Origin of the sequence: Micromonospora sp. NPDC051227 (genome assembly GCF_044455385.1) — a bacterium.
In the GTDB taxonomy this organism is placed as follows: domain Bacteria; phylum Actinomycetota; class Actinomycetes; order Mycobacteriales; family Micromonosporaceae; genus Micromonospora.
Genome location: NZ_JBITET010000013.1, coordinates 56,029 through 82,679 on the forward strand (window position 1 = coordinate 56,029; position 26,651 = coordinate 82,679).

The window sequence follows — 26,651 nt, forward strand, 5'->3', positions numbered from 1 at the left end:
CCGCACGGTAGGTAGCAACGCCGATGGGTCCCGGGTCTCCTCTACCGGGACCCATCGTCGTCCCTGCACCCCCGCACCAACCGGCCTCGACCCGGAAGGAGGTCTGACCGTGGCGATACCAGTACGGGCCAGGCCAGCCGGCGTCGGCCGCAACGCCGAATCCCCGCTGCCGTCGGTCCCCGGCGCCAGCCAGGAGGAGATCCGGCGGCAGAACCTCGGCGCTGTGCTGCGCTACGTCCACCTGCACGGACCGACGTCCCGCGCCGAGCTGACCGGCCGGCTCGGCCTCAACCGAAGCACCATCGGCGCCCTCGCGGCCGACCTGGTCGCCAGCGGCCTGGTCACCGAGGAGGCTCCGACCACCGCCCGCCGCGCCGGCCGCCCCTCACTGGTCGTCAGTCCTCGCTCCGACCGGGTCTACGCCCACGCGTTGAGCATCGACGCGGACCGGCTGCGGGCCGCCCGGGTCGGCCTCGGCGGGCAGATCCTCGATCTACGGGAGATCCCCCGACCCAGCGGCATGTCGGCGATCGAAGCCGTCGGGCCCCTCGCCGACCTGGTCCGCGACATGGAACGTTCGGTGGCCGGCGACGCGCTGCTGGTCGGCGGCGCCGCCGCGGTCACCGACACCACCCGCGACCCGGACGGCAGGCTCCGGATCGCCAGCATCGACGAGACGCTCGGCGCCGCGCTGGCGGCGGAGTTCAGCTCCGGCCCTGGTTTCGTGGCCGGCGACCTGGCCGACATCGCCGGCCTGGCCGAGCATGTCCGGGGCGTCGCGGTCGGCATCGACGACGTCATCTACCTGCATGGCGACCTGGGCATCAGCGCCGGCATCATCGTCGGTGGCCGACTGGTGATCGGTCACCGGGGTCACAGCGGCAAGGTCGGCCACATGGTCGTCAACCCCAACGGCCTGCCCTGCGGCTGCGGTTCACGCGGTTGCTGGGAGACCGAAATCTCCGAAGCTGCGCTGTTGCGGCACGCCGGGCGTGACCCGAGCGACCGCGCGGCGGTGGCCGAGGTGCTGCGCGCCGCAGCGGCCGGTGACCCGACCGCCCGCGCGGCCGTCGAGCAGGTGGCGGACTGGCTCGGCTTTGGCGTGGCGAACCTGGTCAACGTGGTCAACCCGGACGCCGTGGTGTTCGGTGGCTCGCTGCGCGACATCTTCACCGCCGGCGCGGACGTGGTCCGGGACCGGCTCGACACCATGCCACTGCCCGCCTCCCGCGAGCACCTGCGGTTACGCGCGGCGGCGCTCGGCCGCGACGCCGTCCTGATCGGCGCCGCCGAGTTGGCGTTCGACAAACTCCTGGCCGACCCGTTGAACGTCGGCGTCGCGGGCCAGGTCGGCACCGCCGAGCCCGCGTAGCCGCGACTCCCCGCCGGTGCCGCCTGGCTCCGGAAGTGACCTGACGTCGGCCCCGACGGTTGCCGCTGGCCCCACCCTGTCCCCACCCGGTCTGGCCTTTCCTGACGCTTGTCGTACACGTTATCGTACGGTGTACGGTAGCGCGGACGGACAGTTTCGGGAGGGGAGCGCTCTGATGACAAGAGCCGACGCGATAGTGGCGCAAGGGCTGCGCAAGCGGTATCGGGACCGGTACGCGCTGGACGGGTTCGACCTGCGGGTGCCGCGGGGAACCGTGTGCGGCCTGCTCGGCCCGAACGGGGCCGGCAAGACCACCTCGGTACGGATCCTCTCCACCCTGCTCCGACTCGACGAGGGTCGTGCCGAGGTGGCCGGCTTCGACGTGACCCGCCAGCCCGACCAGGTGCGCTACCGCATCGGGCTGGTGGGGCAGCATCCCGCGCTCGACGAGGCGCTGAGCGGCCGGCAGAATCTGGTGCTCTTCGGCCGGCTGTTCCACCTGGGTCGGCGCCGGGCCCGCCAGCGCGCGGTCGAGCTGCTGGAACGCTTCGGTCTCGCCGACGCCGCCGAGCAGCCGGTCAGCACGTACTCCGGGGGCATGCGCCGACGGCTCGACCTGGCGGCCGGCATGATCCTGGCCCCCGCGGTCCTCTTCCTCGACGAGCCCACCACCGGCTTGGATCCGCGTGGCCGCAACGAGGTGTGGGAATCGGTCCGGGAACTGGTGCGCAGCGGCACCACCGTGCTGCTCACCACCCAGCAACTGGACGAGGCCGACCAACTCGCCGACCGGATCTCGGTGGTCGAGGCCGGCCGGGTGATCGCCGAGGGAACTCCGGACGACCTCAAGACCCGGCTCGGCGGCGATCGGATCGAGGTGGTCGTCGCAGCGCCGACCGACCTTGCCGCCGCCGTCGCCCAGATACGCCGGACGGCCGACGACGAACCGACTGTCGACGTGGACCGGCGGATGGTGAGCGTCAGGGCCGGTCACCAGGCCGGTGCACTCGTCGACGTGTTGCGGGCGCTCGACGCCGTGAACGTCCCGGTGGCGGATGTCGCACTGCGCCGCCCAACCCTGGACGACGTGTTCCTGCACCTCACCGGGCACCGGGCGGCGACCGCCGAGGTGGCGGCATGAGCGCGGTGAGCACGCCGGCCCCGCCGGTTGATCTGACGCCCGGCGGGCCCGCCCTCCTGGCCGACAGCGGCACGCTGATCTGGCGCGGCCTGGCCCGGTGGCGACGCGATCCTGGCCCACTGATCGCCTCGCTCGGCTTCAACATCCTGATCGTGTTGATGTTCGCCTACCTGTTCGGTGGCGCGTTGCAGGTGCCCGGCGGTGGCAGCTACCGAGCGTTCCTGATGCCCGGCATGTTCGTGATGACCATGGTCTTCGGCATCAGCCTCACCACGATCGCCGTTGCCGAGGACCTGGAGCGCGGGGTGACCGACCGGCTCCGGTCGATGCCCGTCTCACCGCTGGCGCCGCTGGCGGCCCGGGCGGTGGCCGACATGCTGTTCGCGCTGGTCACCCTCGGGGTCCTGTTGCTGACCGGTCTCGCAATCGGGTGGCGGGCGCACGGTGGGGTCGGTGCCACGCTGGCGGCGGTGGGGTTGATCCTGCTACTGCGCTTCGCCCTGATCTGGGTCGGCATCTTCCTCGGGTTGGTCGCCCGTGGGCAGACCGCCGTGGTGGCCGTGCAGACCCTGGAGTTTCCGCTCGGCTTCCTCTCCAACGCGTTCGTCGCACCGTCCACCATGCCCGCCTGGCTCGGCGCGGTGGCCGCGTGGAACCCGCTGTCGGCGACCGTCGGCGCCACCCGTGAACTGTTCGGCAACCCCGGTTGGGGCGGCGACTCCTGGGCTGCGCAGCACTACCCGCTGCTGGCGGTGCTCTGGCCGCTCGTCCTGGTCGCGGTCTTCCTGCCGCTCTCGGTCGCCCGGTACCGACGGCTGGCCGGCTGAGCCCGAGCGGGCGCGGGGTTCGGTTCTCTGGGCCCGATCGGTGTCGGTGGTCGCCGTGAGGCTCACCGGCGTGGGTGTGCACCGACTCGATCGGGCCCAGGCGCGGCGGATCGCCATCCGGGCCCAGCTGCTGGCCGCTCCGCGTCCGACCGACCTGCTGACAGTGGTCCGTCAGCTGACGCGCCAACGACTCGTTCCGGCGAGATGTCCTCGACCTGCTCGGCCGTTCCGGTCCGCTGCTCTCCCGCGACATCCCGGACACGAGCGTCGTGCCCTGGCCGTCGTCGGGCTGGACCAACAACCGCAACGTCACCCAGATGCTGGAGTTCCTGGTCCTGCGCTGACGGGTGATCGCCGGGGCCCCCGCTCCCCGACGAGCACCCGTCGCCCAGCTAGGCGATCCGGCGGATCCGGCGCACCGCCAGGTAGAGCAGCAGCACGGCGAGGGCGACGAAGATGCCCGTCTCGATGCCCTGGAACAGCCAGAACCGGTCCGCCGGCTGGTAGAGCTGCCAGTTGTACGCGCCCGGTTCGAGGCCCAACTCGGCGCCGCAGACCCGACCGTCCGGCCCCTTCCCGCCCGGCGGGCACTGAATCCGGGCGTCCTCCGCGATCATCGTCCCGTCCGGGTTCCGGACGCCCTGGGTGAGGATCCAGTCCCCCCGGCTGATCTCCGGCGGTCCCTCCCCCTCGATGGGAAAGGTCTTGGTGCGGGCGGCCTGGAAGTGCGGCCGGGCCAGGATCTCCACCGCCGCTCGCACCCCGATGAACCCGGCGAGGGTGATGCCCATGGCGGGCAGCATCCGCTTCCACACCGTGCCGGCGAAGATGCCGAGCGCCACGGCGAAGAGGGTGTAGCCGATCGGGGCGATGCCCTGGAGATCGAAGACGATCATGCCGAGTCGGCCCTCGTGCGCGGCCTGGTTGAGCGGGTCGACCCACCAGGACATGCCCAGCCCGTACGCGGCCGCGAGGATCACGACCGCCGCGCCGACCAGTCCGAACTTCACCAGGGCCCACCGGTTCCGGCCGACGCCCTGGGTCCAGACGAACCGGTGCGTGCCCTGCTCCACCTCGCGGGCGACCAGCGGGGCACCCCAGAACAGTCCGACCAGCGCCGGCAGGGTGATCAGCAGCACGGCCACCAGGTTGAGGCTGCCGTACTGGTTGCCAAAGCGTCGGAAGCCCGCGTCGCAGGTCTCGCGGGTCGTCTGCGCCACGTCGGCGCGGGCAAGCTGACTGACGCAGTCCGCCAGCCCGAGGTCGCTGAAGGTGTTCCGCATCGACAGGCCGATCGGCACCAGCAGAGCGGCGAGTGTCGCGAACCCCAGCAGTGTGTAGAACGCCTGCTTGCGGTGTTGCCGCCAGGTCAACCAGATCATGCTGCTACCCCCCACTCGCTGTGACTGGTCTGCGTGGTGCCGTCGGCCAGGTAGGCCAGCACGACGTCCTCCAGGCTCACCTCGCGGACCGTCCAGGCCGGATCGGTGACCGGCCCGTCGGTGCGGACGAGCAACGTGGACTGCCGGTCGGTGTGGCTGGCCCGGATCACTGCGGCGACGCCCCCGACAGCGCCGCCGTCGTGCCGCGGCCCGACGAGCTGCCGGTGCCCGGCGACCAGGTCGTCGACCGCGCCGGTGAGCTGCACCTGGGAGGCGTTGAGCACGATCAGGTAGTCGCAGACGCGTTCCAGGTCGGCCAGCAGGTGCGAGGAGAGCAGAACGGTGGTGCCCGACTCGGCGACGCTGCCCATCAACGACTGGAGGAACTCCCGTCGAGCCAGGGGGTCGAGGCTGGCGACCGGTTCGTCGAGCAGCAGCAGCCGGGGCTGCTTGGCCAGTGCCAGAGCAAGCGCGACCTGGGCCCGTTGACCGCCGGAGAGCTTGCCGACCGGCTTGTCCGGCGGGATGCCGAGCTGCGCCAGCCGCTGGCGGGCCAGCGCAGCGTCCCACCGCTTGTTCAGCTTGCCGCCGACGATCACCAACTCGGACGCCGTGAAATCCCGGTACAGCGGGGTGTCCTGGGCGACGAACCCGATGTCGGCCAAGCCCTCCGTGTCGCCGTACGGGGAGCGACCGAACACCCGGATTGTGCCCGCATCGGGTTTGAGCAGCCCGACGGCCAGGTGCAACAGCGTGCTCTTGCCCGCGCCGTTCGGCCCGACCAGCGCGGCGATCCTGCCGGCCGGCAGATGCAGCGAGCAGTCCCGCAACGCCCAGGTGCTGCCGTACCGCTTGCCGAGCCGGTCTGCCTCCAAGACCATGTCCATCCCTTGTCCTCTCGTTCCGTTCATGCGGGCTCCTTCTGCGGGGCGTCGTCGGCGAGGGTGGCGCGCAGCGTCGTCTCCACCAGGGCGATGACGTCCTCGGCCGTGAGGCCGGCCGCTTTCGCCCGGTGCAGCCAGGCGACCAGGTCGTCGCGCAGCTCGGCCTGGTTGGGCAGGGACGCGCCGGCCAGGGTGCGCTGGACGAACGTGCCCACCCCGGGTCGGCCACCGACCAGACCCTCAATCTCCAACTCGCGGTACGCCTTCAGCACCGTGTTCGGGTTGATCGCCAGGGATTGCGCGACGTCCCGGACCTTCGGCAACTGGTCGCCCGGTGTCAGCAGGCCAACCCGTAGCGCCTGTTTCACCTGCTGCACGAGCTGCATGTAGGTGTTCACCTTCGACCGGCTGTCCAGTACGAACTCGATCACTCCCGATGATCCTTCCTGTTGTCCTACGACAGTAGGACTAATAGACAGCTTCATCGGTGACCCACCGACTGTCAAGCCCGGCGCGACACGTTCTGTCCGGGCGCGGCGCGTCTCGTCCGGCGCGCCGCTTGCTGGCCGGCGTGCGCATCGGGTCGGGCCCGGCGCGGCGGGCAGGACCCTGGTGGCACCGGCAGGCCACCGGTTGGCACCCAAGGGTCAGCCTGCGGGGAAGGGACCGGCAGCGATCCGCGTGGACGGGGAGGTGTTCGATGGTCACCAACGAACTGACGACGTCGAGGGCGACTCCACTACAGGCCGCCCGCGCCCGGGGCCGCGTACGCGGGCGGTTGATCCTGCTCGGTCCGGCGTTCGTCGCCGCCGTCGCGTACGTCGACCCCGGCAACTTCGCCACCAACTCCGCCGCCGGCGCCCGCTACGGCTACCTGCTGGTCTGGGTCGTGGTGGTGGCCAACCTGATGGCGATGCTGGTGCAGACGCTCACCGCGAAGCTGGGTCTGGCCACCGGGCGCAGCCTGCCCGAGCTGTGCCGGGAACGCCTGCCCCGGCCGGTGAACCGGGTGATGTGGGTACAGGCCGAGTTGGTCGCCATGGCCACCGATCTGGCCGAGGTGATCGGGGGCGCGGTCGCCCTGTACCTGCTCTTCGGAATCCCCCTGCTGCCCGGCGGGATCATCATCGGCACGGCCGCGTTCGCCGTGCTCGCCCTGCGCTCGCGCGGGTACCGTGCCTTCGAGGTTGTCATCGCCGTCCTGCTCGGGGTCATCGTCCTGGCCTTCGCCGCCAACCTGCTCGCCTCCGGCTCCGACCCTGCCTCGGCCATGGCCGGTCTGGTGCCCCGCCTACAGGGCACGGACAGCGTGCTGTTGGCCGCCGGCATCCTCGGCGCGACCGTCATGCCGCACGTCATCTACGTGCACTCCGCGCTCACCCGCGACCGGATTCCCGCCGCCGACGACACCGAGCGTCGGATCCTGTTCCGCGGTCAGCGCACCGATGTGCTGCTCGCCCTGAGCGCGGCCGGCGCGGTCAACCTCGCCATGCTGCTGATCGCAGCGGCCAGCTTCCGGGGTGGCGGCCCGGGCGGTGCGGACAGCCTGGAGGGGGTGCATGCCGGGCTCGGCCAGACCATCGGGACCGCCGCCGCGTTCGGGTTCGCCGTCGCCCTGCTGGTCTCCGGGCTCGCCTCCACGAGCGTCGGCACCTACGCCGGAGAGGTGATCATGCAGGGCTTCCTGCGTCGGCGGGTACCGCTGCTGCTGCGTCGGCTGGTCACCCTGCTGCCCGCGCTGGCCGTGCTCGCCATCGGCCTCGACCCGACCCGGGCGCTCGTGTTGTCCCAGGTCATCCTCAGCTTCGGCATCCCGTTCGCGCTGATCCCGGTGGTCGCCTTCACCCGCCGACGCGACCTGATGGGCAACCTGGTCAACCACCCGCTCACCACCGCCGCCGCGTCCCTGGTGGCCGTGCTGGTGGTCGCGCTCAACGCGTTCCTCCTCTGGCAGGTCGTCGCCGGCTGAATCGGCTGGTGGGCTTGGAGCGGGTGCGGTCAGGTGCGACGCCCCTCGTCTCGGGCCGGGATCTCCTGGCGCTGTTCGAGGGCGTCCGCCGGGTTGGCGTCGGCCGGCAGGGACGTCACCTCCTCGAGCGTGCCCGCCGGGAAGGCGCCCTGCTCGGCCAGGTCGGCCTCGGCCGCCTCCGGGTCCACGTCACCCGACACCCGGTCCGGCGGCCCGACGTCGACCGCGTCCTGCCGTTGTTCCAGGGCATCCGCCTCGGGCGGAGGAAACGTGCCGCCCTGTTCGTCCCGGTACGTGCTCATCGGAGCCTCCCACCCGGCGGGTGTCGACATGCCGCCGGGGGGCCTGCCTACCCGCCAGCGCCGCACTCACGCCGCCACGCTGGTCAAGATCTGTGCAGTTCCCGGGAGTGCTACCTCCGTGGCGGCGGTAGCGGCACGTCCCGGTAGTTGCGCGGATCTTGAGGCTGATCGTCATGCCGCCGGCGGCATGACCCGACGGCAGTGGCCCGCGGTCGGATTCCGCACCGTGGTGGGCGCCCCCAGGTCGACTGGGGTCGGGCCGCCCGAGCAGGCCAACGCGCCCACCTCGCCGCCGGCGAGGATGGGCGCCGATGCGGTGCCGGTCAGCGCCAACGGCCCGGCCACCCGAGCCCCCACCATCGTGACGTGGTCGGTGGTGCCGGTCAGCGCCACCGCGCCGCGTACCTCGGTGTTCAGCACCTCGACGGCCGTGGCGCGGGACGCCGTCAGGTTCCCGGCGATCGAGGAGCCCTGGGCGACCAGTGCGGCGCCGGGCGCGACGGTGACCGGCCCGGTCACGGTGGCCGCGCGCAGGCAGGTGACACCGGCGGTGACGGTCAGCGGGCGGGCGTGTCGGCCGGTGACCACTGTGGTGCAGGCCGGTGGCGGCGGGATCAGCGTGGCCACGAACGAACGAGCCGGTCCGATGTTGCCGACGGCGTCGATACCCCGGTACTCGATGCGGTGCCGGCCGTACCCTGGAGACCGCTCAGCGAACGGGGACACGGACAGGCCGCCCGAGCCGAGGTTGCCGTAGACCAGGCCGTCCACGTCGGTGCCGGTGGCGGTGAACAGAAACGGCGATCGGGCGTCGGTGGGCCAGCCGTAGTAGTTGTGCCACCCATCGCCGTCGAGCCGGAACTCCGAGGTGACCTGGCCGGTGCCGTCGTCGGTGCCGGTCAACCCCATGGTGAACGGGCCGTTGTACACGTACTCGGTGGGTCGGCCGGGCCGGGTGACGGTGAGCAGCGGCTCGGAGAGGGCGTACGCCACATCGGGTCGGGTCGCGTCGACCGTCCAGGTGCGGGTCACCGCCCTCCCGGTGCCCGGCTCGTCTACCCGGGCGGTCAGCCGATGGGTACCCCGCGGCAGGCGCAGGGCACCCAGGTCCACGTCCCGGTCGGTGCCGCTGTCGGCCACCGGCCGGCCGTCGAGCGTCCAGCGCACGCGTGGCGCCCGATCGGTGGGCTGGCTGGTCCGCACGTACACCACATCGTGCGCGCCGACCGGCCGGTCGGTCGCGGTGGACGCGGTGATCGCCAGCGGCGACTCCACCGCCGGGGTACGCACCGCGGTGTCCACGGTCCAGGCGCGGGTCTGGGTCAGCGCCGGTGAGCTGCGGACCGCCGGGTCGCGGACGAACTCCGTCGGGTCGGTCACCGTGGCGGTCACCGTGTGCCGGCCGGGAGAGAGTCGTAGTCTCCGTAGGTCCAGATGGCGGGCATTGCCGGTACGCGGCACCGCCCTGCCGTCCACCGACCACGTCACGGTCAGCGCGTGGCTCACCGGGTGCAGGGTGTCCACCCAGAGCAGCCGGTCCGCGCCAACCGCCTGATCGGTGGCCGTGCCGCCCTGCACGATGCCGACCCGGGCGGCGATCCGTTCGGTCATCCGCTCCCGGCCGACCTGGTCGAAGTAGAAGCCCAGGGACTTCATCATCGAGTGCCGGCTCGGTCGCCACACCCCACGCTGGAGGTACAGGCCGCCCTCGTAGCGGCCGATCGTTCCGCCCGCCTCGCTCGGCTCACCCAGCCAGCGCCACCACTTGGCGCGGGTGTCGCGCATCTGCCGCTCGGTCAGCACGGTGTGGTGCACCGAGTCCGGTTCCGGCCCGCTGTAGGTGTCGCCCGGCACCCCGCGGCCGTAGTAGTCGTACTCGTCCTGCAAGCCACCGAGCGAGTGCCCCAGCTCGTGCGGGCTGATCAGCGCGGAGAGCGCGTTGCCGCCGGAGGCGGTGGCGTTGCTGCCGCCGGCCCCACCGTAGGTGCCGCTGTTGGCCAGCGCGATCAGCTGCCGGTTGCCGGGGTTGGTGCCGACGGCCAGGTCGGCGTACGCGTTCGCGGCGGTGCCGTCGACCGTGAGCAGACGTTGCACGCTCGCCGGGTTGCAACCACCCCAGAAGCCCATGCCGAGCGCGGTGTCGCGTCGCGGCGCGGACAGGCCGGGGTCGCAGTCCACCCCGGACTCCGCCGAGACGATCTCCACGGCGTAGACGTTGAAGTAGCTGCGGTAGGACTTGAACGGCTCGATCGTCCACAGGGTGTTGAGGTGCCGGTCCACGTGCGCTCGGAAGGTGGGCAGGTCGGCCTCGGTGTAACCGTCGCCCAGCAGCACCAGGTTGAACCGCGTCGCCGGGTCACCGGTGACCTGAATCGGCACCACGCTGGTGCCGGCCACCGGGACGGCGGACGGTCTGGCGGCGGCCGGTGTGCCGACCGTCAGTCCCGCCGCGACGAGCGCCGCGACACACAACCCCGCTTTGATCCGCACCCTGCGCCCCTTCCATGGCCGGTCGGCCTGGCGGTGCCCGGCGGCGGGCCCGGCGGGGGCGCCGTCGTCCGGGCCTGCCGTGACCGTGGACATCTCGGACCGTACCGGTCTGCGCACCGACAGGTAACCCTCGGCGGTCCTCGGTGAACGTCAAGGCCGGTCAGTCGAAGGCCGGCACCCCTGGACCGCTCGGCCCAGCCAGCGCAACTCAGCGCTCAGCATCAATGGATGTGTGCTCATCTCCGCCGGCAAGTGCGTCAACGTGACCTCCGCCGGCACGGCCAACGGCACGACCACGCAGCAGCCGCCGTCCCAACCGGGTGACCGGCGCGGTGTCGCTCACGGACATGTCCACCCTTCGACTTGAAGATCAGGCGGAGCGACAGTACATCGACCAGGGGTTCCGGCGCGTCCCCCCGATGACCGCCCACCGTGGCCGGGATCGGCCAGGATGGGCGGGTGGCCGGTCACGGCCCGACGAGGAGGGTGGGCGATGCGGGTACGTGGACGGTTGACCTGGGGGCGGCGTGCTCGTGCGGGGGCGGTGGTGACCGCGTTGCTCGCGGGCGTGCTGCCGCCGGCCGTGGTGCTGGCGCCGGGCGCTGCCACGGCAGGCGCGGCGGCGGGGACGCCGGTCTGCCAGGTGCGCGACGACCGGCTGCGCGAGATCTCCGGGATGGTCGCCACCGACGAGGGGTACGTGGTGATCAACGACGGGGCCGACGACGAGGCCCGCCGCCGGATCTTCTTCCTCGACCAGCGCTGCGCGGTGGCGCGTACCGTCTCCTTCCCGTCCCGGCCCCGCGACACCGAGGACCTGGCCATCGGCCGCGACGGCACCGTCTGGGTCGCCGACATCGGTGACAACGACCGCTCCCGGCCGACGGTCGGCGTGTGGCGGCTGGCGCCGGGGGCGAAGCAGCCGGTGCTGCACCGGATGACCTACCCGGACCGTCCGCACGACGCCGAGGCGCTGCTTCTCGACGCGTCCGGTCGGCCGCTGATCGTCACCAAGGGCGGCAGTGGCACGGTCTTCCTGTACGCGCCGGCCACCGCGCTGCGATCGGACGTGACGACGCCGCTGACCGCACTCGGTCAGGTGACAGTGCCGTCGACCACGACCAGCAACCCGTTCTCGTTCCTGGGGCGCGGCGTTATCACCGGCGCGGCAAGCGCACCGGACGGTCGGCGGGTGGTGCTGCGCAGCTACGCCGACGCCTTCGAGTACGACGTGCCCGACGGTGACGTGGTCCGCGCGTTGACCACCGGCACCCCGCGGATCACCCCGCTGCCGGACGAGCCCCAGGGCGAGTCGATCACCTACAGTCGCGACGGCCGGTCGTTGCTCACCGTCTCCGAGTCCGCCGGCCAACCAGCAGGCACCCGCTCGACGATCCTGCGCTACCCGGCCACCGCCAGCACGGCCACCGCTGCGCCCTCCACGGAGTCCGTCGACCCGGTGTCGCCCACGGCGGTCCGTCCGGCTGCCGGGGAGATCGGCGGCCGGGCTGGGCGGACCTGGCCGCTGGCCCTCGGTGCGGGAACACTGCTGTTCCTGCTCGGGTTGGCCGGCGTGCTGTGGTGGAGGCACACCGCGCGCCGGTGAGCGGGCCGGGCCTGCGGCAGGATGGAGGGATGTCCGTCCTGTCCACGTTGCGCCACCCGATCATCGCCGCCCCGATGGCTGGTGGCCCGTCCACGCCCGCGCTGGTGGCCGCCGTGTCCGCCGCGGGTGGGCTGGGCTTCCTCGCCGCCGGGATGATCGACACCGGCCGGCTGGTCACCGACCTCGGCGAGGTCCGCGCGCGTACCGACCGGCCGTTCGGTGTGAACCTCTTCCTGCCCGACCCCGGGGGCGTCGACGACGCCGCCATCCGGGCGTACGCCGAACGGCTCGCCCCGCAGGCCGCGCAGCGCGGCGTGGGCCTGGGCGAGCCGGTGGGCGGCGACGACGCGTACCCGGAGAAACTGGCCGCGCTGCTCGCGGACCCGGTCCCGGTCGTGTCCTTCGTGTTCGGGCTGCCCGACCGGGCGGCGGTGACCGCCCTGCGCGAGCGGGGTACCGAGGTGTGGGCCACCGTCACCCGCCCGGACGCCGCGACCGCCGCCGCCGACCTGGGTGTGGACGCGGTGGTGGTGCAGGGCACCGAGGCCGGTGGGCATCGCGGCGGCCTGCCGGACGACGACGACTACGGGTTGCTGCCGCTGCTCCGGCTGACCGCCGCCCGCTGTGACCGGCCGTTGGTGGCCGCGGGTGGCCTCGTCGACGGCCCCTCGGTGGCCGCCGTGCTCGCTGCCGGCGCTGCCGCCGCACAACTCGGCACGGCCTTCCTGCGCTGCCCGGAGGCGGGCAGTTCGCCGATGCACCGGGCGGCGGTGGCCAGTGCCGCGCCGACCGCGTTGACCCGGGCGTACACCGGTAAGCGGGCCCGTGGCGTGGCCAACGACTTCCTGCGTCAGCACGACTCGGTGGCACCGAGCGGTTACCCCCAGGTGCTGCACCTTACGCGTCCCCTGCTCGCCGCCGCCCGGCGCGACGCGGACGCATCGGTGGCCAACCTGTGGGCCGGGCAGGCGCACCCGCTGGCCCGGGAGGTGCCGGCCGCGCAGGTGGTGGCCGAGGTGAGCGCCGACGCCCGGGCCGCGCTGGCCACAGTGGTCGAACGGTCCAGCCGCTGGGGCTGACCAGGAGGCCGGCAACCGGCTCGGGCGGGCCGGGAGAGGCCGGGCGGGCAACCCGTTAGAGTCTCGCCGTGATCGAGATCGGTGCGCAGGTCGACCTGTCCCACCCGGCTGAGCGGGTCTGGCGCGCTCTGACCGATCGGGAGTTGCTCGGCCGGTGGTTCGCCGAGGCCGGGATGGTCGAGGGCGTAGCGGACCGGATGCTGCTGCATACCGGCGGCCTGCCCGGCTTCGAGGCCGACGTCGAGGTCGAGGTGACCGAGCGGCAGGAGCCGGACCTCCTCGTGCTGGCCTGCGACGAGGCCGGTCGGCTCAGCGAGCTGACCTGCACGGTCACGACCACGAAGCAGGGCTGCCGACTGGAGCTACGGGAGGTCAGCACGCACGGCGCGTGGTCGGCCGAGCAGCACGAGCCGCGCGAGCAACAGCTCCGGCAGGCGCTGACGGTACGGCTGCCGGCCATCCTCGACTGGCTCGCCTTCCAGCAGGTCGACCTGAGCCGGGCCGACGGTGGGATGACCGCGGAACTGCCGCTGATCGGCGTACGCGGCAGGGCTGGCCGCAACCCCCGTCGGCGTCGCACGCTGGTCGCCGTGGTCGCCGGAGCCGTGCTGGTGGCGGGGACGGCGGCATGGGTGACGCTGCCGTCCGACCCGAAGCCGGCCGCCGCGCCCGCGCAGACCGCCACCGCGTCACCTACCGTGACGGCCGGCAGGGTGACCGTTGCCCCCACGGCGACTGCCTCGGCGCGCCCCTCCCGGACCACCGCGTCGGCGACCACCCCGCCGAGCCGGACCCCGTCGGCGAAGCCCTCCCGGACACCCGCTTCGGCTGCGCCACCCCCGCCACCTCCGCCACCGGCGCCCATCACGGCCCGCTACGAGACCGACTCCAGTCGACTGTTCGGCTACACCGGCGAGATCGTGGTCAGCAACCCCGGCAGCGCACCGGTGGCGGACTGGGCCGTGGTGGTCACCCTCGCCGAAGGCACCACCGTCGACGACGTCGACGGCGCGAACTGGCGACAGGACAGGCGGGTGATCACCTTCACCGGAGCCGCCGTGGCGGCCGGGGGATCTCAGACGATCAGCTTCGACGTCCGCGACAGCCGACCGAAGGCGCGGGAGCCGGAGAGCTGCACGATCGGCGGGCAGCAGTGCGCGGGTCTCTGACTAGGCTGCCGTCATGGCACTGCTGCACAGGGCGACCCTGCGCCCAACGAAACTGGACCTGTTGACGGCCTGGCTGCCCGGCCGACAGTGGTTCGCCGGACCGACCGGCGTCGAGGTGGTGAGCCGGGGCGCCTACCGCTTCGACGACCCGGCCGGCGAGGTCGGCATCGAGACGATGCTGGTCGGTGCCGCGGACGGGCCTGTCCACCATGTTCCGCTCACCTACCGCGCCGCGCCCCTCGACGGTGCGGACGCCTGGCTGGTCGGCACCACCGAGCACTCGGTGCTCGGCCGGCGCTGGGTGTACGACGGCTGCGGCGACCCGGTGTACGCGGCCGCGCTCGCCCACGCGATCCTCACCGGCAGCGGCCAGGCGCAACAGTACTTCGAGGTCGACGGCCGGCGCGAGGTGCGTGAGCCGACCATGACGGTCGTCGTCGACGGCGTCGCCGACGCCCAGGTACCGGCCGTCGGCGCGGTGCGGCGGGTGGTCGACGAGGACCGCACGCTCATCGACACCGACACCGTCGAGCTGGTCGTCGTGCGCCGGCCGCGGGCCGGGGCCGACGGGCCGGCCGGGGGCACGCTGAGCGGCGGATGGGACGGTCAGTCCACTACCGTGCCGCTGGCGTACGCCAGGACGCGCTGATCTGTGCGCGGTGGGCGGCCCGAGCGATCGGACCGCCCACCGCTGTCACCACCGCGCCGGAGGCGGGGGCGGAGAAACGGGCGGCCGGTCGTCGCAGGTGATGGTGTTGGGCAGCAGCCACGGCGCAAGCCACCCGCCGTCGTTACCGCCGAGGTCGGTCAGTGTGAACTCCGAACCGGCCGGGGTGAAGTGGAACGATCCGCAGTTGTTGACACCGACCGCGCCGACGTTGCGGGCGTCCACGTTGGCGAACGAGGCGGACCCGGCCGCGCGGGCGCTGACCACCGAGGTGCCGGTGCCGTCCACCCGGACGTCCCGGAACCGCACGTCGGAGATCGAGTAGAGATCTTTCACCGGCCAGTCGCTGACCAACATGATCGCGTTGTACGTGTTGTCCAGGTACGCGTCGCCGGTCACCTCGATGGGCGCCGCGATGCTGCGATCCAGGGCGAAGACCCAGATCGCGCCCAGCCCGATGTTCCAGTTCAGCTCGTACGTGCCGGCGCGGGCGGTGGTGTTGTTGGTGAACCGCAGGTGCCCGGCGAACGGCTCCGCGCCGAAGCGGGCCCCGGCGTGCAGGCCGCTGCCCTCGCGTACCGGGTCGGCGACCAGGTTGTGCGAGACCGTGGTGTCGGTGCCGCCGTAGATGGCGATGCCGTTGGCCAGGGTCGGTGACTGCACGGTGTTGTGGTCGAACCTGTTCCGTGCGTTGGCCGTCTTCTCCGACCACATCGCCAGGCCGTCGTCGCCGGTGTTGCGGACGAAGTTGTGCGACACGAGGGAGTCGGTCACGCCGGTGTGGAAGTTGAGCGCGTCGGCGATCTGGTCGACGATGATGTTGTTGGTGACCCGGACGTTGCGCATCGGGCCGTCGAACCACAGGCCCGCCTTGGTGTGGTGCAGGTAGAGCCCGTCGACGGTGGAGTCGCTCATCGCCCCACCGATCGCGTTGACCTGGTCGGTGTCGATGCGCTCCCGCACGTCGCCCTCGATGGCGAAGCCGGAGAGGTGCACGTTGCGGCTCCCGCCGTCGGCGGCGTCCCGCCCGTAGAACCCGACTCCGGTGTGCACCGACCCGTCCGGCGCGGGAGTCGGCAGGGCGACCTCGCGGCCCTTGATGGTGGTGTACCAGTTGCCGGCGCCCTCGATGGTCACGTCGTCGACGATGATGTGCCGGTTGACCTGGTAGGTGCCCGGCGGGATGTACACAGTGAGGTGGGCGCGCCGAGCGAAGGCGATGGCCCGGTCCAGCGCGTCGGCGGAATCCCGCCGGCCGGTGGGGTCGGCGCCGAACGCGAGCACGTTCGCGGCGATCAGCCGGACGTGCGGCGGCGCGACCAACTCGGAGTCGAGCAGGTCGATGACGGTCCAGGCGGCCGCGCTACCGGGCGGCGCGGTGAGCCGGACCTTGTCGCCGGCCCGGTAGGTACGCCCGAGCAGCAGCCGCTGCTCGTCGTAGAAGTGGGTGGGTCGGAACGGCTTGTCGATGCTCGGGTACGGCGTGGTGGCCGACGGCACGCACTGGCACTCGGTGATCCACCAGTCCGGGTGCAGCAGACCGGCCTGCGGGTCGTTGGTGAACGGGTACTGGTTGTAGAGCCACGAGTACTGCGACGTGAGCGTCATGGTGCGCAGGTGCTTGCCGTTGACCGCGACCCGCAGCGGCGCGGTGATCCCACCCCCCTGCGGCGCGTCCGGGATGCTGTACCGCACGGTGATCCCGTTCGCCGCGCTGGGCAGGACGAACTCCACGTACTCCCCGGGGGTGAGCCGGACCGCCCGGCGGCCGGAAGCCTCCGCGGGCACCGTGTAGGCGGTCCGGTCGGGCCCGATGATCTCGCCGTTGGTGCGGGCGTTCTCCGCTTCCTGCTCGAGAAAGTCGACGTCCGCGCCGCGTCCGGCGACCAGCGCCGGATCGAGGGCGGCCCGGGTGACCACCGGCTGCACATTGGCGGACGCGGGTGGACTGGCGGCGACCGCGGTGGGCCCGGCGACCAGCACGGCGAGACCGGCCGCGAGTGCGACGGCGGTGCCGCTGGGCCGGCCGGGGCGTCCCCGCGCCGGCGTGAGGCTGCGAAACATCGGTGACCCTCCTGGGTGGGTGGTGGTGGAGGTCCGCCCGGCGTTCCCCCGACGCCCGACATTGATCGTCATGATGCAGCACCAGACAGGGCACTGCAAGACACCTATCGAACAACGAAAATAAACGACTATCGGGCCGCAAGAAATGGACGGTCATCGAGTTGAGGTGTCGCGCGTCGCCCGCCCCGACCAGCTCACGCCCGGCGTAGGCTGACTCGCGTGGATCAAGAAGACCGGATTGCCCTCTTCCTCGACTACGAGAACCTCGCATTGGGCGCGCGCGACCATCGCGGCGGCGCGGCCTTCGACTTCCGGCCCATCGCCGACGCGTTGGCCGAACGAGGTCGGGTGGTGGTCCGCCGGGCGTACGCCGACTGGTCCTACTTCGACGAGGACCGCCGGATGCTCACCCGGTCCCACGTCGAGCTGATCGAGATCCCGCAGCGGATGGGCGCGTCCCGTAAGAACGCAGCGGACATCAAGATGGCCGTCGACGCGATCGAGTTGGCGTTCGAACGCGACTACATCTCCACCTTCGTGATCTGTAGTGGTGACAGCGACTTCACGCCGCTGGTGCACAAGCTGCGCGAGCTGAACAAGCGGGTCATCGGTGTCGGGGTCGAGGGGTCCACCTCGGGACTGCTGCCCCCGGCGTGCGACGAGTTCCTCTACTACGACCGGCTGGAGGGCGTGGACATCCCGCCGGCCCGGGGTAGGCGCGCGCGTCCCGCCACCCGGCAGGCCGGCGCCGAGCAGCGCCCACCCGAGCCGGAGCGGGAGCAGGAGCCCGAGGTGGACCGCCGTCCGGCGGGGGAGGAGCCCGGCCGGGACGTGGACGCCCTCGCCGTTTTCGTGGCCCAGTCGGTCGCCGGGTTGCAGGGCAGCGCCAACGGTGAGGTCACCGCTTCCCGACTCAAGCGCACCCTGCTGCGCAAGGACCCCACCTTCAGCGAGTCCGACTACGGCTTCCGCACCTTCGGCGAACTGCTGCGTCACCTCGCCGAGCGCAACGTGATTGAGTTGGCCGAGGGCCCGGCGAAGGGTGACCCGGAGGTCTCGCTACCCGAGCACGGCGACCGCGAGGTGGCGTTCGGCCTACTCCGGGGCGTCGTGGCGGACCTGGGTAGCGGCGGGAACCCGGTGGCGCTGTCCGGGTTGAAGAACCAGGTACGCCGGGCCCGCCCCGACTTCAGCGAGAAGAAGCTCGGCTACCGCAGCTTCCTGCAGTTCTGCAAGGCTGCCGCCACCGCCGGGGTGCTGGAGCTGCGCTGGAGCCCCGAAGCCGACGACTACCTGCTGACAACCCAGACCTGACCCGCCCCGCCCGGCCCGTGTCGATCAGAAGGTTCGCGTCAGCGGGAACGCGACTGAGGACGGGAACCTCTTGATCAACAACGGCTGGGGGGTGGGAGTTGCGGGGAGGGGGCAGAGTGGGGCGGGGCTCCTGATTCGCAAGTCAGGAGCCGGAGAACCGCCCGTTATGGTTTCGAACCGTCAACGGTTGGCCCGAAATGCGTCTGGATTGTCGCCATTGCCCCGGTCCGGGCATACCTGCGCCGTACCCTCGGCGCGGGAATTGCTATACGGTCGGCGAATGAAGGTGGAGGAGCACTGGTGGAACGGAGACACGACCCCGCGCGGGCGCCGGGACGTGTACATCCGTACTGACGGGCAGGGTTGGGAGGTCCGCGCCCAGATCGGTGGGGCGTCGGGTCGTGAGCGGGTGCAGCAGTGCCCAAGCCGGGCCTCGGCGGCCATCCTCGCCGACGCCTGGCGCGGCACCCACCCATCCTGGCGCGAGCTGAAGCAGCGCTGATCCGGCACCGGGCCGGGTCGGCAACGCTCCCGGGCTCCAGCCCGGCGCGCCCGCCGACCGGCCCGGCGCTCGGTACGTTGGTCCGCCGCAATCGCTCAGCGGTTCACCCGCCGACCACGTCCAGCTCGCAGGTCACCGCTTCTGAAGCATGACGGAGGCAACGTCCGCCAGAAGCGCCAACGCCCAATCCAGTTGCGAGCAGTTGTCGCGACCTTGGCACTCAAGGCAGCCGCCAGCTCGCCATGGCCTCTCGAGGGCCCGAGTCCAGTGGGCATCCAATACCCGTTCGGCCGTGAACAACTCGGTCGCCTTGGACACGGGTTCGTCGATCGGCATGATTGGTACGCCTTTCGCGAGACGCGATCAGGCCCGCCCAGGGTCGACCTGTTCGCCTTCGCCCCTGGGCGGGATCGTGGTCCGGTCCACCGCTTGCCGAACGAAGGAACCGACCACTATGCGTTCAATCTTAGAGACCTTTAGTACCTAAGGCAATGTTGGTCTTGAAGGCCTGTGGGCGGCGTGATCCGATGGAAGGTGCCGAACGAAGGAACCTTCACATGCCCATACCTACCGGCGGATACCGCGAGGTGGCTGAGGATCTCGCCGCACGGATCAAGAGCGGCGAGTACGCGGCAGGGGAGCGTCTGCCCACCTACAACGAACTATCGGACCTCTACGACGTCAGTGTGACCACGGTCCAGCGGGCGATCATCGTTCTTCAGACACGCGGCCTGGTGGTGGGTCTGCAGGGCCGTGGCCTGTGGGTTGCCGAGGACATCTGATTTCAAGGGGCGGTGGCAGACCTCCGTGTCTCCGCCCTCAGGCTGGGTACACGAAGGTCTGCCGGTCGCGCCCCATGGAGGTCCCCATGTCGCAGGGTCCCGACGAGGAGAACCCCAGGCTCGACGAAGAGGTCCGGGAGGCCGAGCGCCGGCTCGCCAACCTGGCCACGACGTCCGACGACGCCTTGACTGACGACGACGCTCGCGCGCCGGACGAGGCCCGATCCGAGCGGAACGCCGACTAGGGGCCTGCCCGGCGTCGTGCCCGACAGGCCCCGAGGGCGGGTCAGCGCTTCAGCGTGAAGGTGAAGTCCCCGGAGAGCTTGCCGCTCAACCGGAACGCCGAAACGATCTTCCCCTCCGTGATCAGTCGGTCGACCTCGGCCCGGGAGAGGCCGCAACCCTCCGCGATCAGTCGGGTCGGCCGGACCGGGATCCGCGCCGCGTTGCGGACCGCGACGTCGATCACGTCGAGGTCCAGGTGATCCGATCCGCCGGTGTCGAGACGCCAGGCGTCGGTCCAGTCCAGGGCGAACCGGTTTCGGTGCTGGACGGCCGGATCCTGGAGCAGGTCGGCGATCAGGCCGGGGTCGTTGGCATGGAGCCGGTCCAGCAGTTCGGGTGGGATGGAGCGCACTGTCATCCGCTCCAGGACGGTGAGCTTCGCCGTCTCCCCGCACCCGGTGCAGAGCGCGAGAAGCCAGACGTCGAGGATCTTGTGGTTGGCGTTGACCCGGAACTTGCCGCTCGCCCGAAGGCGGTGGGACGCGCACGCGTGGCAACGGCGGCGAATGATGGGCAGGCAGGTGGGCACGACGGCCCAATTTCTGAGCACAGAGGTACACCGGTTTTCAGTGAGAAGTCCGCAGCAAAAAGGAGCGCGGCGCAGCTGCGCGACGCGCGACAGATCAGCTCTCGGGAGGTCTCACAGGGTGTACAACGGCACGTCCTTGCCTAGACGACCTGGTTGCGCAGCACGGTAACGGCGTACGGCGGCGCCGCTCCACTGGTTTTCGCGTCTGCAAGGACGGCCCCGCCGGCGGGACGTGCCGACCGGGTGTCAGGCCCCGGTCAGGCGGTCGGGACCGGCAGCACCACGCCCTCGGCCGCCGACCGGTGGGCCAGCTCGATCAACTCGACAGTGTGGACGGAGTCCCGGGGGTCCACCGGCATCGGCGCGCCGTCGCGCAGCGCAGCCGCCACCTGGGCGTAGAAGCTCTGGTACGCGCCGGGCTCGGTGGGCACCGGCCGCAGGTCACCGTCGACGCCGAGCAGGCCGTAGCGGTCCGACGGGACCTCGCCCCAACCCGGCTGGTCCGGTCGGCCACCGTCGTGCAGCGCCGCCTCCTGCACGTCCAGCCCGTAACTGGTGTAGCCGGCCCGATCGCCCAGCACCCGCAGGCGCGGCCCGAGTTGGGCGGTCACCGCGCCCATCCACAGGTGCGAGTGGACCCCGTTGGCGTGGGTCAACGCCACGAAGGCGTCGTCGTCGACGGCCGCCCCCGCGCGGCGACGGTCCACCTCCGCGTAGACCCGGTCGACCCGGCCGAACAGCTGCACCGCCTGGTCGACGAGGTGCGCGCCGAGGTCGAAGAGGGCACCGCCGGCCTCCTCCGGACCGGCGAGCTCCCGCCAGCCCGGCTTGATCGTCGGACGGAACCGCTCGAACCGGGACTCGAAGCGCAGCACCTGCCCCAACTCGCCCTGCTCGACCAGGCGGCGGACGGTCAGGAAGTCGCCGTCCCAGCGCCGGTTCTGGAAGACCGTCAGCGGCACCCCACGCTCGGTCGCCTCGTCGATCAGCACGCGGCCCTCCGCGGCGGTCGGAGAGAGGGGCTTGTCGACGACGACCGGCAGGCCGCCGGCGAGCGCCGCGCGGGCCATCGGCACGTGCTGCCGGTTCGGCGTCGCCACCACGACCAGGTCCAGGGCGTCCGGGGTACGCCACAGCTCGTCGGCGTCGTCGACCAGGCGGGCGTCCGGGAAGTGCTGTCGGGCCTGCTCGCGTCGCTGCGGATCACGGGTCACGATGGCGTCGAGCCGCAGCCCGGGAGTCGCGGCGATCAGCGGCGCGTGGAACACCCGGCCCGCCAGCCCGTACCCCAGCAGACCAACCCGCAGCGCCTTCGCCATGCCGTGCCCCCGTCTTGATGGTCCGCGCCCTGACCTGGCGTCGGTACCGCTGAGAAGAATCTACGCCGGGGGCGGTCGGGCCCGATCTCGGCCCGGCGCCGGTCAGGCCACCGGGTCGGCGCGCAGGTAGGTGAGGACCGCCAACACCCGACGGTTGGTGTCGTCGCTGGGTGGCAGGTCGAGCTTGAGCAGGATGTTGCCGACGTGCTTGCCGACCGCCGCCTCGCTGACGTGCAACCGGCCGGCGATCGACGCGTTGGACCGCCCCTCGGCGAGCAGCGCCAACACCTCGCGTTCCCGGACGGACAGTGCGGCGAGCGGGTCGCGGGGGCGGTGCAGAAGTTGCCGGACCACGTCCGGGTCGATGGCGGTGCCGCCGCCGGCGACCCGGCGCAGCGTGTCGACGAACTCGGTGACCTCGGCGACCCGGTCCTTGAGCAGGTAGCCCACCCGTTGGCCGTCGCCGCTGTCCAGCAGCGCCGCCGCGTACCCGGTCTGCACGTACTGGCTGAGCACCACGACCGGGAGGTCAGGTCGCTCGGTGCGCAGCGCGACGGCCGCGCGCAGCCCGTCGTCGCGGCGACCCGGCGGCATCCGGATGTCGGTCAGCACCAGGTCCGGTTGGTGGTCGCGGACCGCCGCCAGCAGGTCCGGTGCGGAGCCGACGGCTGCGCAGACCGTGAAGTCGAAGCGGGTCAGCAGGGCGACCAGACCCTCTCGCAGCAGCACCTCGTCCTCGGCGAGCACCACCCGGGTCACCGGCGGCATGGCAACTCCACCCGGACCACTGTAGGGCCGCCGGGCGGGCTGGACAGCAGCAGCCGGCCGTCCACGGCGGCGACCCGGTCGGCGAGCCCGGTCAGGCCGGTGCCCCGGGCCGCGTCGGCGCCGCCGTGACCGTCGTCGGTCACCTCGACGACGAGGTCACCGGCTGCGCGGGTGAGGCGTACGTCGACGCGGGTCGCTCGGGAGTGCCGGGCCACATTGCCCAGCGCCTCGGACACCACGAAGTAGGCGGTGGTCTCCACGATCTCCGGCAGCTCGTCGTGCAGGTCGGCGTGCACGGCGACCGGGATGGTGGCGGCGTCGGCCAGCTCGCGTACGGCGCCGGCCAGGCCGAGGTCGGTGAGGCTCTGCGGGCGGATGCCGTGCACCAACTGCCGCAGCATCACCATCAGACCCCGGGCCTGGTCGTGCGCCACGGCGAGTGGTCGGGAGGCGGGGGAGTCCTCGGGTACGTCCAGCCGGGCCAGCCCCAGCTGGAGGGTGAGGCTGGTGAGCCGGGGCTGTGCGCCGTCGTGCAGGTCGCGCTCGATGCGGCGGCGTTCGGCCTCGTACGCGCCGACCAGTCGGGTGCGGGAGCGGGCGACCTCGCGCAGCGCCGCCGCGTCCACCGGGTGGGCCAGCAACCACCGGGCCACTGCTGCCTGGATGGCGGCGAGCAGGCCGATGGCGTACCAGAGCACCGGGATCAGCAGCACCCCGACGATCGCGTACGGAATGGCTTCGCCGGTGCTGTCGATGGGCTGCCAGATCACCACCGGCTGGTTGGCGTCGCCGGCCAGCCAGGGGCTGGAGATCATCCCGAGGTCGAGCAGCACCAGCACCAGGAACACCCAGTACGCGACCGGCGTGAACCCGCCCAGCCAGAACAGGTACGCCACCTCCCGCCAGGTGGCGGCGCTGCGGTATCGGGCGGCCAGGCCCGGCCACGGCGACGAGGGCAGCGGACGACCGTCGACGAGCCCGACCCGCCACCGCTCGATGGCGGCCACCGCGAAGCTCAGGAGCGGGGCCAACGCCAGCAGGATGATGCTGCCGGTGATCAGGAACAGCATCAGCGCGATGCTCGGCGGTCGGCCGTGCTGTCGGAGCCCGTTGGCAGCGGCCAGCAGGGGGGCGCCGATGACGAGCAGCCCGACGCCGAGGACGCCGGCGATCGGCACTGTGGTCACCAGGTAGGCCAGTGCGCGCCAGGGCCACGCGGAGATCAGCCAGCGGCGGCGGCGTAGCGCCTCGGCCAGGTGTGAAGGGTGTTCCGAGGTCATGCAGCAGACGCTAATCGCGAGCGACCGGGTGCCCCAGCCGTCCAGATCCACTCTTCGGGTATGCCCAGCACTACCGGCGACCGGGTGTGCGGGGGTTCCGGAAACGGGAAGAACGCGCCGTCGCGCGGCCCGCGTGACCAGTGCTGACGGCGGCCGGCGCGGTCGTACGGCGTACGGCCTCGTTGTTAGGATGGCCGCACCATGGCGAGTGAGCGCAAGGCGACCGCAGACCCGGCCCGCAGCCTGGCCCTTCTCTGGCGCACCCGCGAGCCGACCAGTCGCAGCGCGGGTCCGGCGCTCAGCGTCGACCGGATCGTCCGGGTCGCGATCGACATCGCCGACGCCGAGGGGCTCGACGCGCTGACCATGCGCCGGGTCGGTGAGGCGCTGGGGGTCGGCACGATGTCGGTCTACACCTACGTGCCGGGCAAGGCCGAACTCGTCGCCGTCATGATCGACACCGCGTACGGCGAGATGCCGCGCCCCGTCGTCGAGGGCGACTGGCGGACCAGGCTGGAACGGATCGCCCGCGACAATCTGGCGCTCTACCAACGGCATCCCTGGATGCTGCGGGCCGAGACGGCCCGACCGGTGCTCGGCCCGAACCTGATGGCCAAGTACGACTACGAGCTCGGCGCGATCGTCGACATCGGGCTCACCGACGTCGAGGTCGACGCGGTGCTCACCCTCGTGCTGGGTCACGTCAAGAGCGCCGCCCGGGCCGCCTCCGAAGTGGTCGACCTGGAGCGCGAGACCGGCATGACCGACGGTCAGTGGTGGCAGTCGCACGCGCCCTGGCTGGAGACCTTCCTGAAACCCGGCGCCTACCCCACCGCGTCCCGGGTCGGCACCGCGGCCGGCCAACAGCACGGCGCCGCGTACGGCCCGGAGTACGCGTTCGAGTTCGGTCTGCAACGCGTCCTCGACGGGATCTCGGTGGTGGTCGCCGAGCGGGCGGCCACCCGATAGCCGGCCCGCTTCGGGGACGGCGAGGCTAGCGCGGTGCCGCCCGTCGAGCCAGCCGGGCCAGTGAGCGCGCCGACGGGCTGCCCGGCTCGGCGTGATAGACGACCAGCGACTGGGTGGTGCCGCTGATCGCGAGCTTCTCGTAGCGCAGCGCCAACTCGCCCAGCTCCGGGTGCTGGAACACCCGCACCCCGCCGCCCGCACGGGCCGTGACGTCGTGCCGGGCCCACAACCGCCGAAACCGCTCGCTGCCGGCCGTCAGCTCCTCTACCAGCTCGATGAGGCGGGGGTCGTCCACCTCGGGGCCGACCTGTGCGCGCAGGCCGGCCACCGCGTTGGCCGCGACCGCCGTCAGACCCGGGTAGAGCGCCGGCACGCTCGGGTCCAGAAAGACTGCGCGCAGCAGGTTCACCCCGGCGGTGAAGATCGGCGCCAGCGCGGTCGCGACGGGGTTGGCGAAGAGCACGTCCAGGTGTCGACCGTGCACGAAGGCGGGCTCGGCCCACGAACCGACCAACTGCCGGATACCCACCGGCACCCGCTCCGATGGTCGCGCCGCCCGGCGGGCCGGCACCGGCCGGGCCAGGCCGTGCAGGTGTGCCGCGGCGTCCGCGTCCAGCCTCAGCGCGCGGGCCAGCGCCTCGACCACCTGCGTCGACGGGTGCCGATCGCGCCCCTGCTCCAACCGCAGGTAGTAGTCGGCGCTGATGCCGGCGAGCAGGGCCGCCTCCTCGCGCCGCAGGCCGGGCACCCGCCGACGGCCGTGCGCGGGCAGGCCGACGTCACCCGGCCCGATCAGCTCGCGCCGGGCACGCAGGTATTCGCCCAGCGGGCCGGCCGTGCTCACCCGCCCATCGTAGGAGCCGCCACCGACCGCCCAGCCTGGTCCTGCCACTACCAGGAAAAACAGGGAACCGGCTAACGCCTGCCACCGGGGTGACAGTGTCGGAGTAAGGGTGATCGAGAGACGGGACAGCAATGACAGAGCGCATCACCACCCCCTTCGGTTTCGCCTCGACCGCCGACGAGGTCATCGCCGAGGTGGACCTGACCGGCAAGCGGGCCGTCATCACCGGCGGTGCCGCCGGTATCGGCATCGAGACGGCCCGGTCACTCGCCGCCGCCGGCGCCGAGGTCGTGCTCGGGGTCCGCCGGGTCGCGGCCGGCGAGCAGGCCGCCGCCGACATCGCGGCCAGCATCGGCGCGGAGCGGGTCACCGTCCGCGCGCTGGACCTGGCCGACCAGACCTCGGTACGCCAGTTCGTCGCCGACTGGGACCAGCCGCTGCACATCCTGGTCAACAACGCGGGGATCATGGCGCTGCCCGAGCTGGAGCGCACCGCCGAGGGCTGGGAGATGCAGTTCGCCACCAACTTCATGGGGCACTTCGCGTTGACCGTCGGCCTGCACGACGCCCTCGCCGCGGCCGGCGGCGCCCGGGTGGTGTCGGTCAGCTCCAGCGGGAACCTCTTCTCCCCGGTGATCTTCGACGACCTGCACTTCGCGTTCCGCCCGTACGACCCGCTGCTGGCCTACGGGCAGTCCAAGAGCGCCGAGGCCCTGCTGGCGGTCGAGGTGACACGCCGCTGGTCCGGAGAGGGGATCTACTCCAACGCGCTGAACCCGGGCGCGATCGCCACCGGCTTGCAGAAGCACACCGGTGGGCTCAAGTCGCCCAAGGAGATGCACAAGACCCCGCAACAGGGTGCGGCGACCTCGGTGCTGCTCGCGGCGTCCCCGTTGCTGGACGGTGTCGGGGGTCGCTACTTCGAGGACTGCGCCGAGGCCCCGGTCGTCACCGAACGGCCCGCCGACTACAGCGGGGTGGCCGCGTACGCGGTCGACCCGGGCAACGCCGAGCGGCTCTGGACCGTGGCGTCCGACCTGATCTCCCAGCGCGGCGTCACCGCCGCCCGCTGACGACGACGGCCCAGGCTCGGCGGAACCGACCCGG

At 72.0% G+C, this 26,651-nt stretch carries 25 protein-coding genes; 14 read left to right on the forward strand and 11 right to left on the reverse strand.

Going from position 1 to position 26,651, the window contains the following annotated elements; translation table 11 throughout:
- Positions 1-109 precede the first annotated feature (109 nt).
- The 3 genes from ACIA47_RS26350 (at position 110) to ACIA47_RS26360 (ending at position 3,340) form a co-directional block, all read left to right on the forward strand.
- Positions 110-1,372: an ROK family protein gene (locus tag ACIA47_RS26350; protein ID WP_396711144.1), complete on the forward strand. Its 1,263-nt coding sequence runs from the start codon at positions 110-112 to the stop codon at positions 1,370-1,372.
- Between the two features lie 175 nt (positions 1,373-1,547).
- Positions 1,548-2,513 (forward strand): ATP-binding cassette domain-containing protein, encoded by a 966-nt coding sequence (locus ACIA47_RS26355; protein WP_396711145.1) that lies wholly within the window; start codon positions 1,548-1,550, stop codon positions 2,511-2,513.
- Positions 2,510-3,340, forward strand: coding sequence for an ABC transporter permease (locus tag ACIA47_RS26360; RefSeq protein WP_396711147.1), 831 nt, complete (start codon positions 2,510-2,512; stop codon positions 3,338-3,340). Before ACIA47_RS26355 ends, ACIA47_RS26360 begins: the two co-directional genes overlap by 4 nt.
- 392 nt (positions 3,341-3,732) lie before the next feature.
- Here ACIA47_RS26360 and ACIA47_RS26365 read toward each other — a convergent pair whose 3' ends face one another.
- From ACIA47_RS26365 to ACIA47_RS26375, 3 genes are read right to left on the reverse strand one after another with little or no spacing between them, the layout of a single operon-like run.
- Complete coding sequence (locus tag ACIA47_RS26365) at positions 3,733-4,722, reverse strand: transporter (RefSeq protein WP_203117803.1); 990 nt, start codon at positions 4,720-4,722, stop codon at positions 3,733-3,735.
- Positions 4,719-5,609 (reverse strand): ABC transporter ATP-binding protein, encoded by an 891-nt coding sequence (locus tag ACIA47_RS26370; protein WP_203117805.1) that lies wholly within the window; start codon positions 5,607-5,609, stop codon positions 4,719-4,721. Before ACIA47_RS26370 ends, ACIA47_RS26365 begins: the two co-directional genes overlap by 4 nt.
- 20 nt (positions 5,610-5,629) lie before the next feature.
- On the reverse strand, positions 5,630-6,037 hold the full coding sequence (locus ACIA47_RS26375; protein WP_203117807.1) for a GntR family transcriptional regulator: 408 nt from the start codon (positions 6,035-6,037) through the stop codon (positions 5,630-5,632).
- A 269-nt stretch (positions 6,038-6,306) separates the two neighbouring features.
- Here ACIA47_RS26375 and ACIA47_RS26380 point away from each other — a divergent pair, with 269 nt between their 5' ends.
- Complete coding sequence (locus ACIA47_RS26380; protein ID WP_112624877.1) at positions 6,307-7,575, forward strand: Nramp family divalent metal transporter; 1,269 nt, start codon at positions 6,307-6,309, stop codon at positions 7,573-7,575.
- 29 nt (positions 7,576-7,604) lie between these two features.
- Here ACIA47_RS26380 and ACIA47_RS26385 read toward each other — a convergent pair whose 3' ends face one another.
- Both ACIA47_RS26385 and ACIA47_RS26390 read right to left on the reverse strand, forming a co-directional pair.
- Positions 7,605-7,877, reverse strand: coding sequence for a hypothetical protein (locus tag ACIA47_RS26385; protein WP_203117809.1), 273 nt, complete (start codon positions 7,875-7,877; stop codon positions 7,605-7,607).
- A 171-nt stretch (positions 7,878-8,048) separates the two neighbouring features.
- Positions 8,049-10,367 (reverse strand): M64 family metallopeptidase, encoded by a 2,319-nt coding sequence (locus tag ACIA47_RS26390; protein ID WP_396711148.1) that lies wholly within the window; start codon positions 10,365-10,367, stop codon positions 8,049-8,051.
- A 493-nt stretch (positions 10,368-10,860) separates the two neighbouring features.
- On the opposite strand from ACIA47_RS26390, the gene ACIA47_RS26395 reads away from it, so the two are divergent.
- The 4 genes from ACIA47_RS26395 (at position 10,861) to ACIA47_RS26410 (ending at position 14,870) form a co-directional block, all read left to right on the forward strand.
- On the forward strand, positions 10,861-11,973 hold the full coding sequence (locus tag ACIA47_RS26395) for a hypothetical protein (protein ID WP_238410360.1): 1,113 nt from the start codon (positions 10,861-10,863) through the stop codon (positions 11,971-11,973).
- 29 nt (positions 11,974-12,002) lie between these two features.
- A complete protein-coding gene (locus tag ACIA47_RS26400) occupies positions 12,003-13,052 on the forward strand; it encodes an NAD(P)H-dependent flavin oxidoreductase (protein WP_396711149.1) in 1,050 nt (349 codons plus the stop codon).
- 68 nt (positions 13,053-13,120) lie between these two features.
- Positions 13,121-14,221, forward strand: coding sequence for an SRPBCC domain-containing protein (locus ACIA47_RS26405; protein WP_396711150.1), 1,101 nt, complete (start codon positions 13,121-13,123; stop codon positions 14,219-14,221).
- A 13-nt stretch (positions 14,222-14,234) separates the two neighbouring features.
- Positions 14,235-14,870: a hypothetical protein gene (locus ACIA47_RS26410; RefSeq protein ID WP_396711151.1), complete on the forward strand. Its 636-nt coding sequence runs from the start codon at positions 14,235-14,237 to the stop codon at positions 14,868-14,870.
- A gap of 45 nt (positions 14,871-14,915) precedes the next feature.
- Here the strand turns inward: ACIA47_RS26410 and ACIA47_RS26415 are convergent, their stop codons facing one another.
- Entirely contained in the window at positions 14,916-16,952 is a 2,037-nt protein-coding gene (locus ACIA47_RS26415; protein ID WP_396711153.1) for a glycosyl hydrolase family 28-related protein, read from the reverse strand.
- A gap of 219 nt (positions 16,953-17,171) precedes the next feature.
- Between ACIA47_RS26415 and ACIA47_RS26420 the strand changes: the two genes are divergently transcribed.
- From ACIA47_RS26420 to ACIA47_RS26435, 4 genes are all read left to right on the forward strand, one after another.
- The gene (locus ACIA47_RS26420) at positions 17,172-18,266 is read left to right on the forward strand and encodes a PIN domain-containing protein (RefSeq protein ID WP_203117812.1); all 1,095 of its coding nucleotides are present in this window, start codon (positions 17,172-17,174) and stop codon (positions 18,264-18,266) included.
- Between the two features lie 280 nt (positions 18,267-18,546).
- On the forward strand, positions 18,547-18,768 hold the full coding sequence (locus ACIA47_RS26425) for a hypothetical protein (protein WP_030335934.1): 222 nt from the start codon (positions 18,547-18,549) through the stop codon (positions 18,766-18,768).
- 557 nt (positions 18,769-19,325) lie between these two features.
- Positions 19,326-19,550 carry a winged helix-turn-helix domain-containing protein gene (locus tag ACIA47_RS26430; RefSeq protein ID WP_203117814.1) on the forward strand — a complete coding sequence of 75 codons (225 nt, stop codon included), beginning with the start codon at positions 19,326-19,328 and terminating at the stop codon, positions 19,548-19,550.
- An 86-nt stretch (positions 19,551-19,636) separates the two neighbouring features.
- Positions 19,637-19,795 carry a hypothetical protein gene (locus ACIA47_RS26435; protein WP_203117816.1) on the forward strand — a complete coding sequence of 53 codons (159 nt, stop codon included), beginning with the start codon at positions 19,637-19,639 and terminating at the stop codon, positions 19,793-19,795.
- Positions 19,796-19,836: 41 nt separating this feature from the next.
- Here the strand turns inward: ACIA47_RS26435 and ACIA47_RS26440 are convergent, their stop codons facing one another.
- The 4 genes from ACIA47_RS26440 to ACIA47_RS26455 all read right to left on the reverse strand — a co-directional run bounded on the left by ACIA47_RS26440 (position 19,837) and on the right by ACIA47_RS26455 (position 23,731).
- Positions 19,837-20,385 (reverse strand): DUF1062 domain-containing protein, encoded by a 549-nt coding sequence (locus tag ACIA47_RS26440; protein WP_396711155.1) that lies wholly within the window; start codon positions 20,383-20,385, stop codon positions 19,837-19,839.
- Positions 20,386-20,621: 236 nt separating this feature from the next.
- Positions 20,622-21,683 (reverse strand): Gfo/Idh/MocA family oxidoreductase, encoded by a 1,062-nt coding sequence (locus ACIA47_RS26445; RefSeq protein WP_396711156.1) that lies wholly within the window; start codon positions 21,681-21,683, stop codon positions 20,622-20,624.
- A gap of 102 nt (positions 21,684-21,785) precedes the next feature.
- Positions 21,786-22,451, reverse strand: coding sequence for a response regulator (locus ACIA47_RS26450; protein ID WP_396711158.1), 666 nt, complete (start codon positions 22,449-22,451; stop codon positions 21,786-21,788).
- The gene (locus ACIA47_RS26455) at positions 22,439-23,731 is read right to left on the reverse strand and encodes a sensor histidine kinase (protein WP_396711159.1); all 1,293 of its coding nucleotides are present in this window, start codon (positions 23,729-23,731) and stop codon (positions 22,439-22,441) included. Before ACIA47_RS26455 ends, ACIA47_RS26450 begins: the two co-directional genes overlap by 13 nt.
- Before the next feature lie 201 nt (positions 23,732-23,932).
- Between ACIA47_RS26455 and ACIA47_RS26460 the strand changes: the two genes are divergently transcribed.
- On the forward strand, positions 23,933-24,700 hold the full coding sequence (locus ACIA47_RS26460; protein WP_203117824.1) for a TetR/AcrR family transcriptional regulator: 768 nt from the start codon (positions 23,933-23,935) through the stop codon (positions 24,698-24,700).
- A 25-nt stretch (positions 24,701-24,725) separates the two neighbouring features.
- Here the strand turns inward: ACIA47_RS26460 and ACIA47_RS26465 are convergent, their stop codons facing one another.
- On the reverse strand, positions 24,726-25,544 hold the full coding sequence (locus ACIA47_RS26465; protein WP_396711160.1) for a helix-turn-helix transcriptional regulator: 819 nt from the start codon (positions 25,542-25,544) through the stop codon (positions 24,726-24,728).
- 131 nt (positions 25,545-25,675) lie between these two features.
- On the opposite strand from ACIA47_RS26465, the gene ACIA47_RS26470 reads away from it, so the two are divergent.
- Positions 25,676-26,617 carry an SDR family NAD(P)-dependent oxidoreductase gene (locus ACIA47_RS26470; RefSeq protein ID WP_396711161.1) on the forward strand — a complete coding sequence of 314 codons (942 nt, stop codon included), beginning with the start codon at positions 25,676-25,678 and terminating at the stop codon, positions 26,615-26,617.
- Positions 26,618-26,651 lie beyond the last annotated feature (34 nt).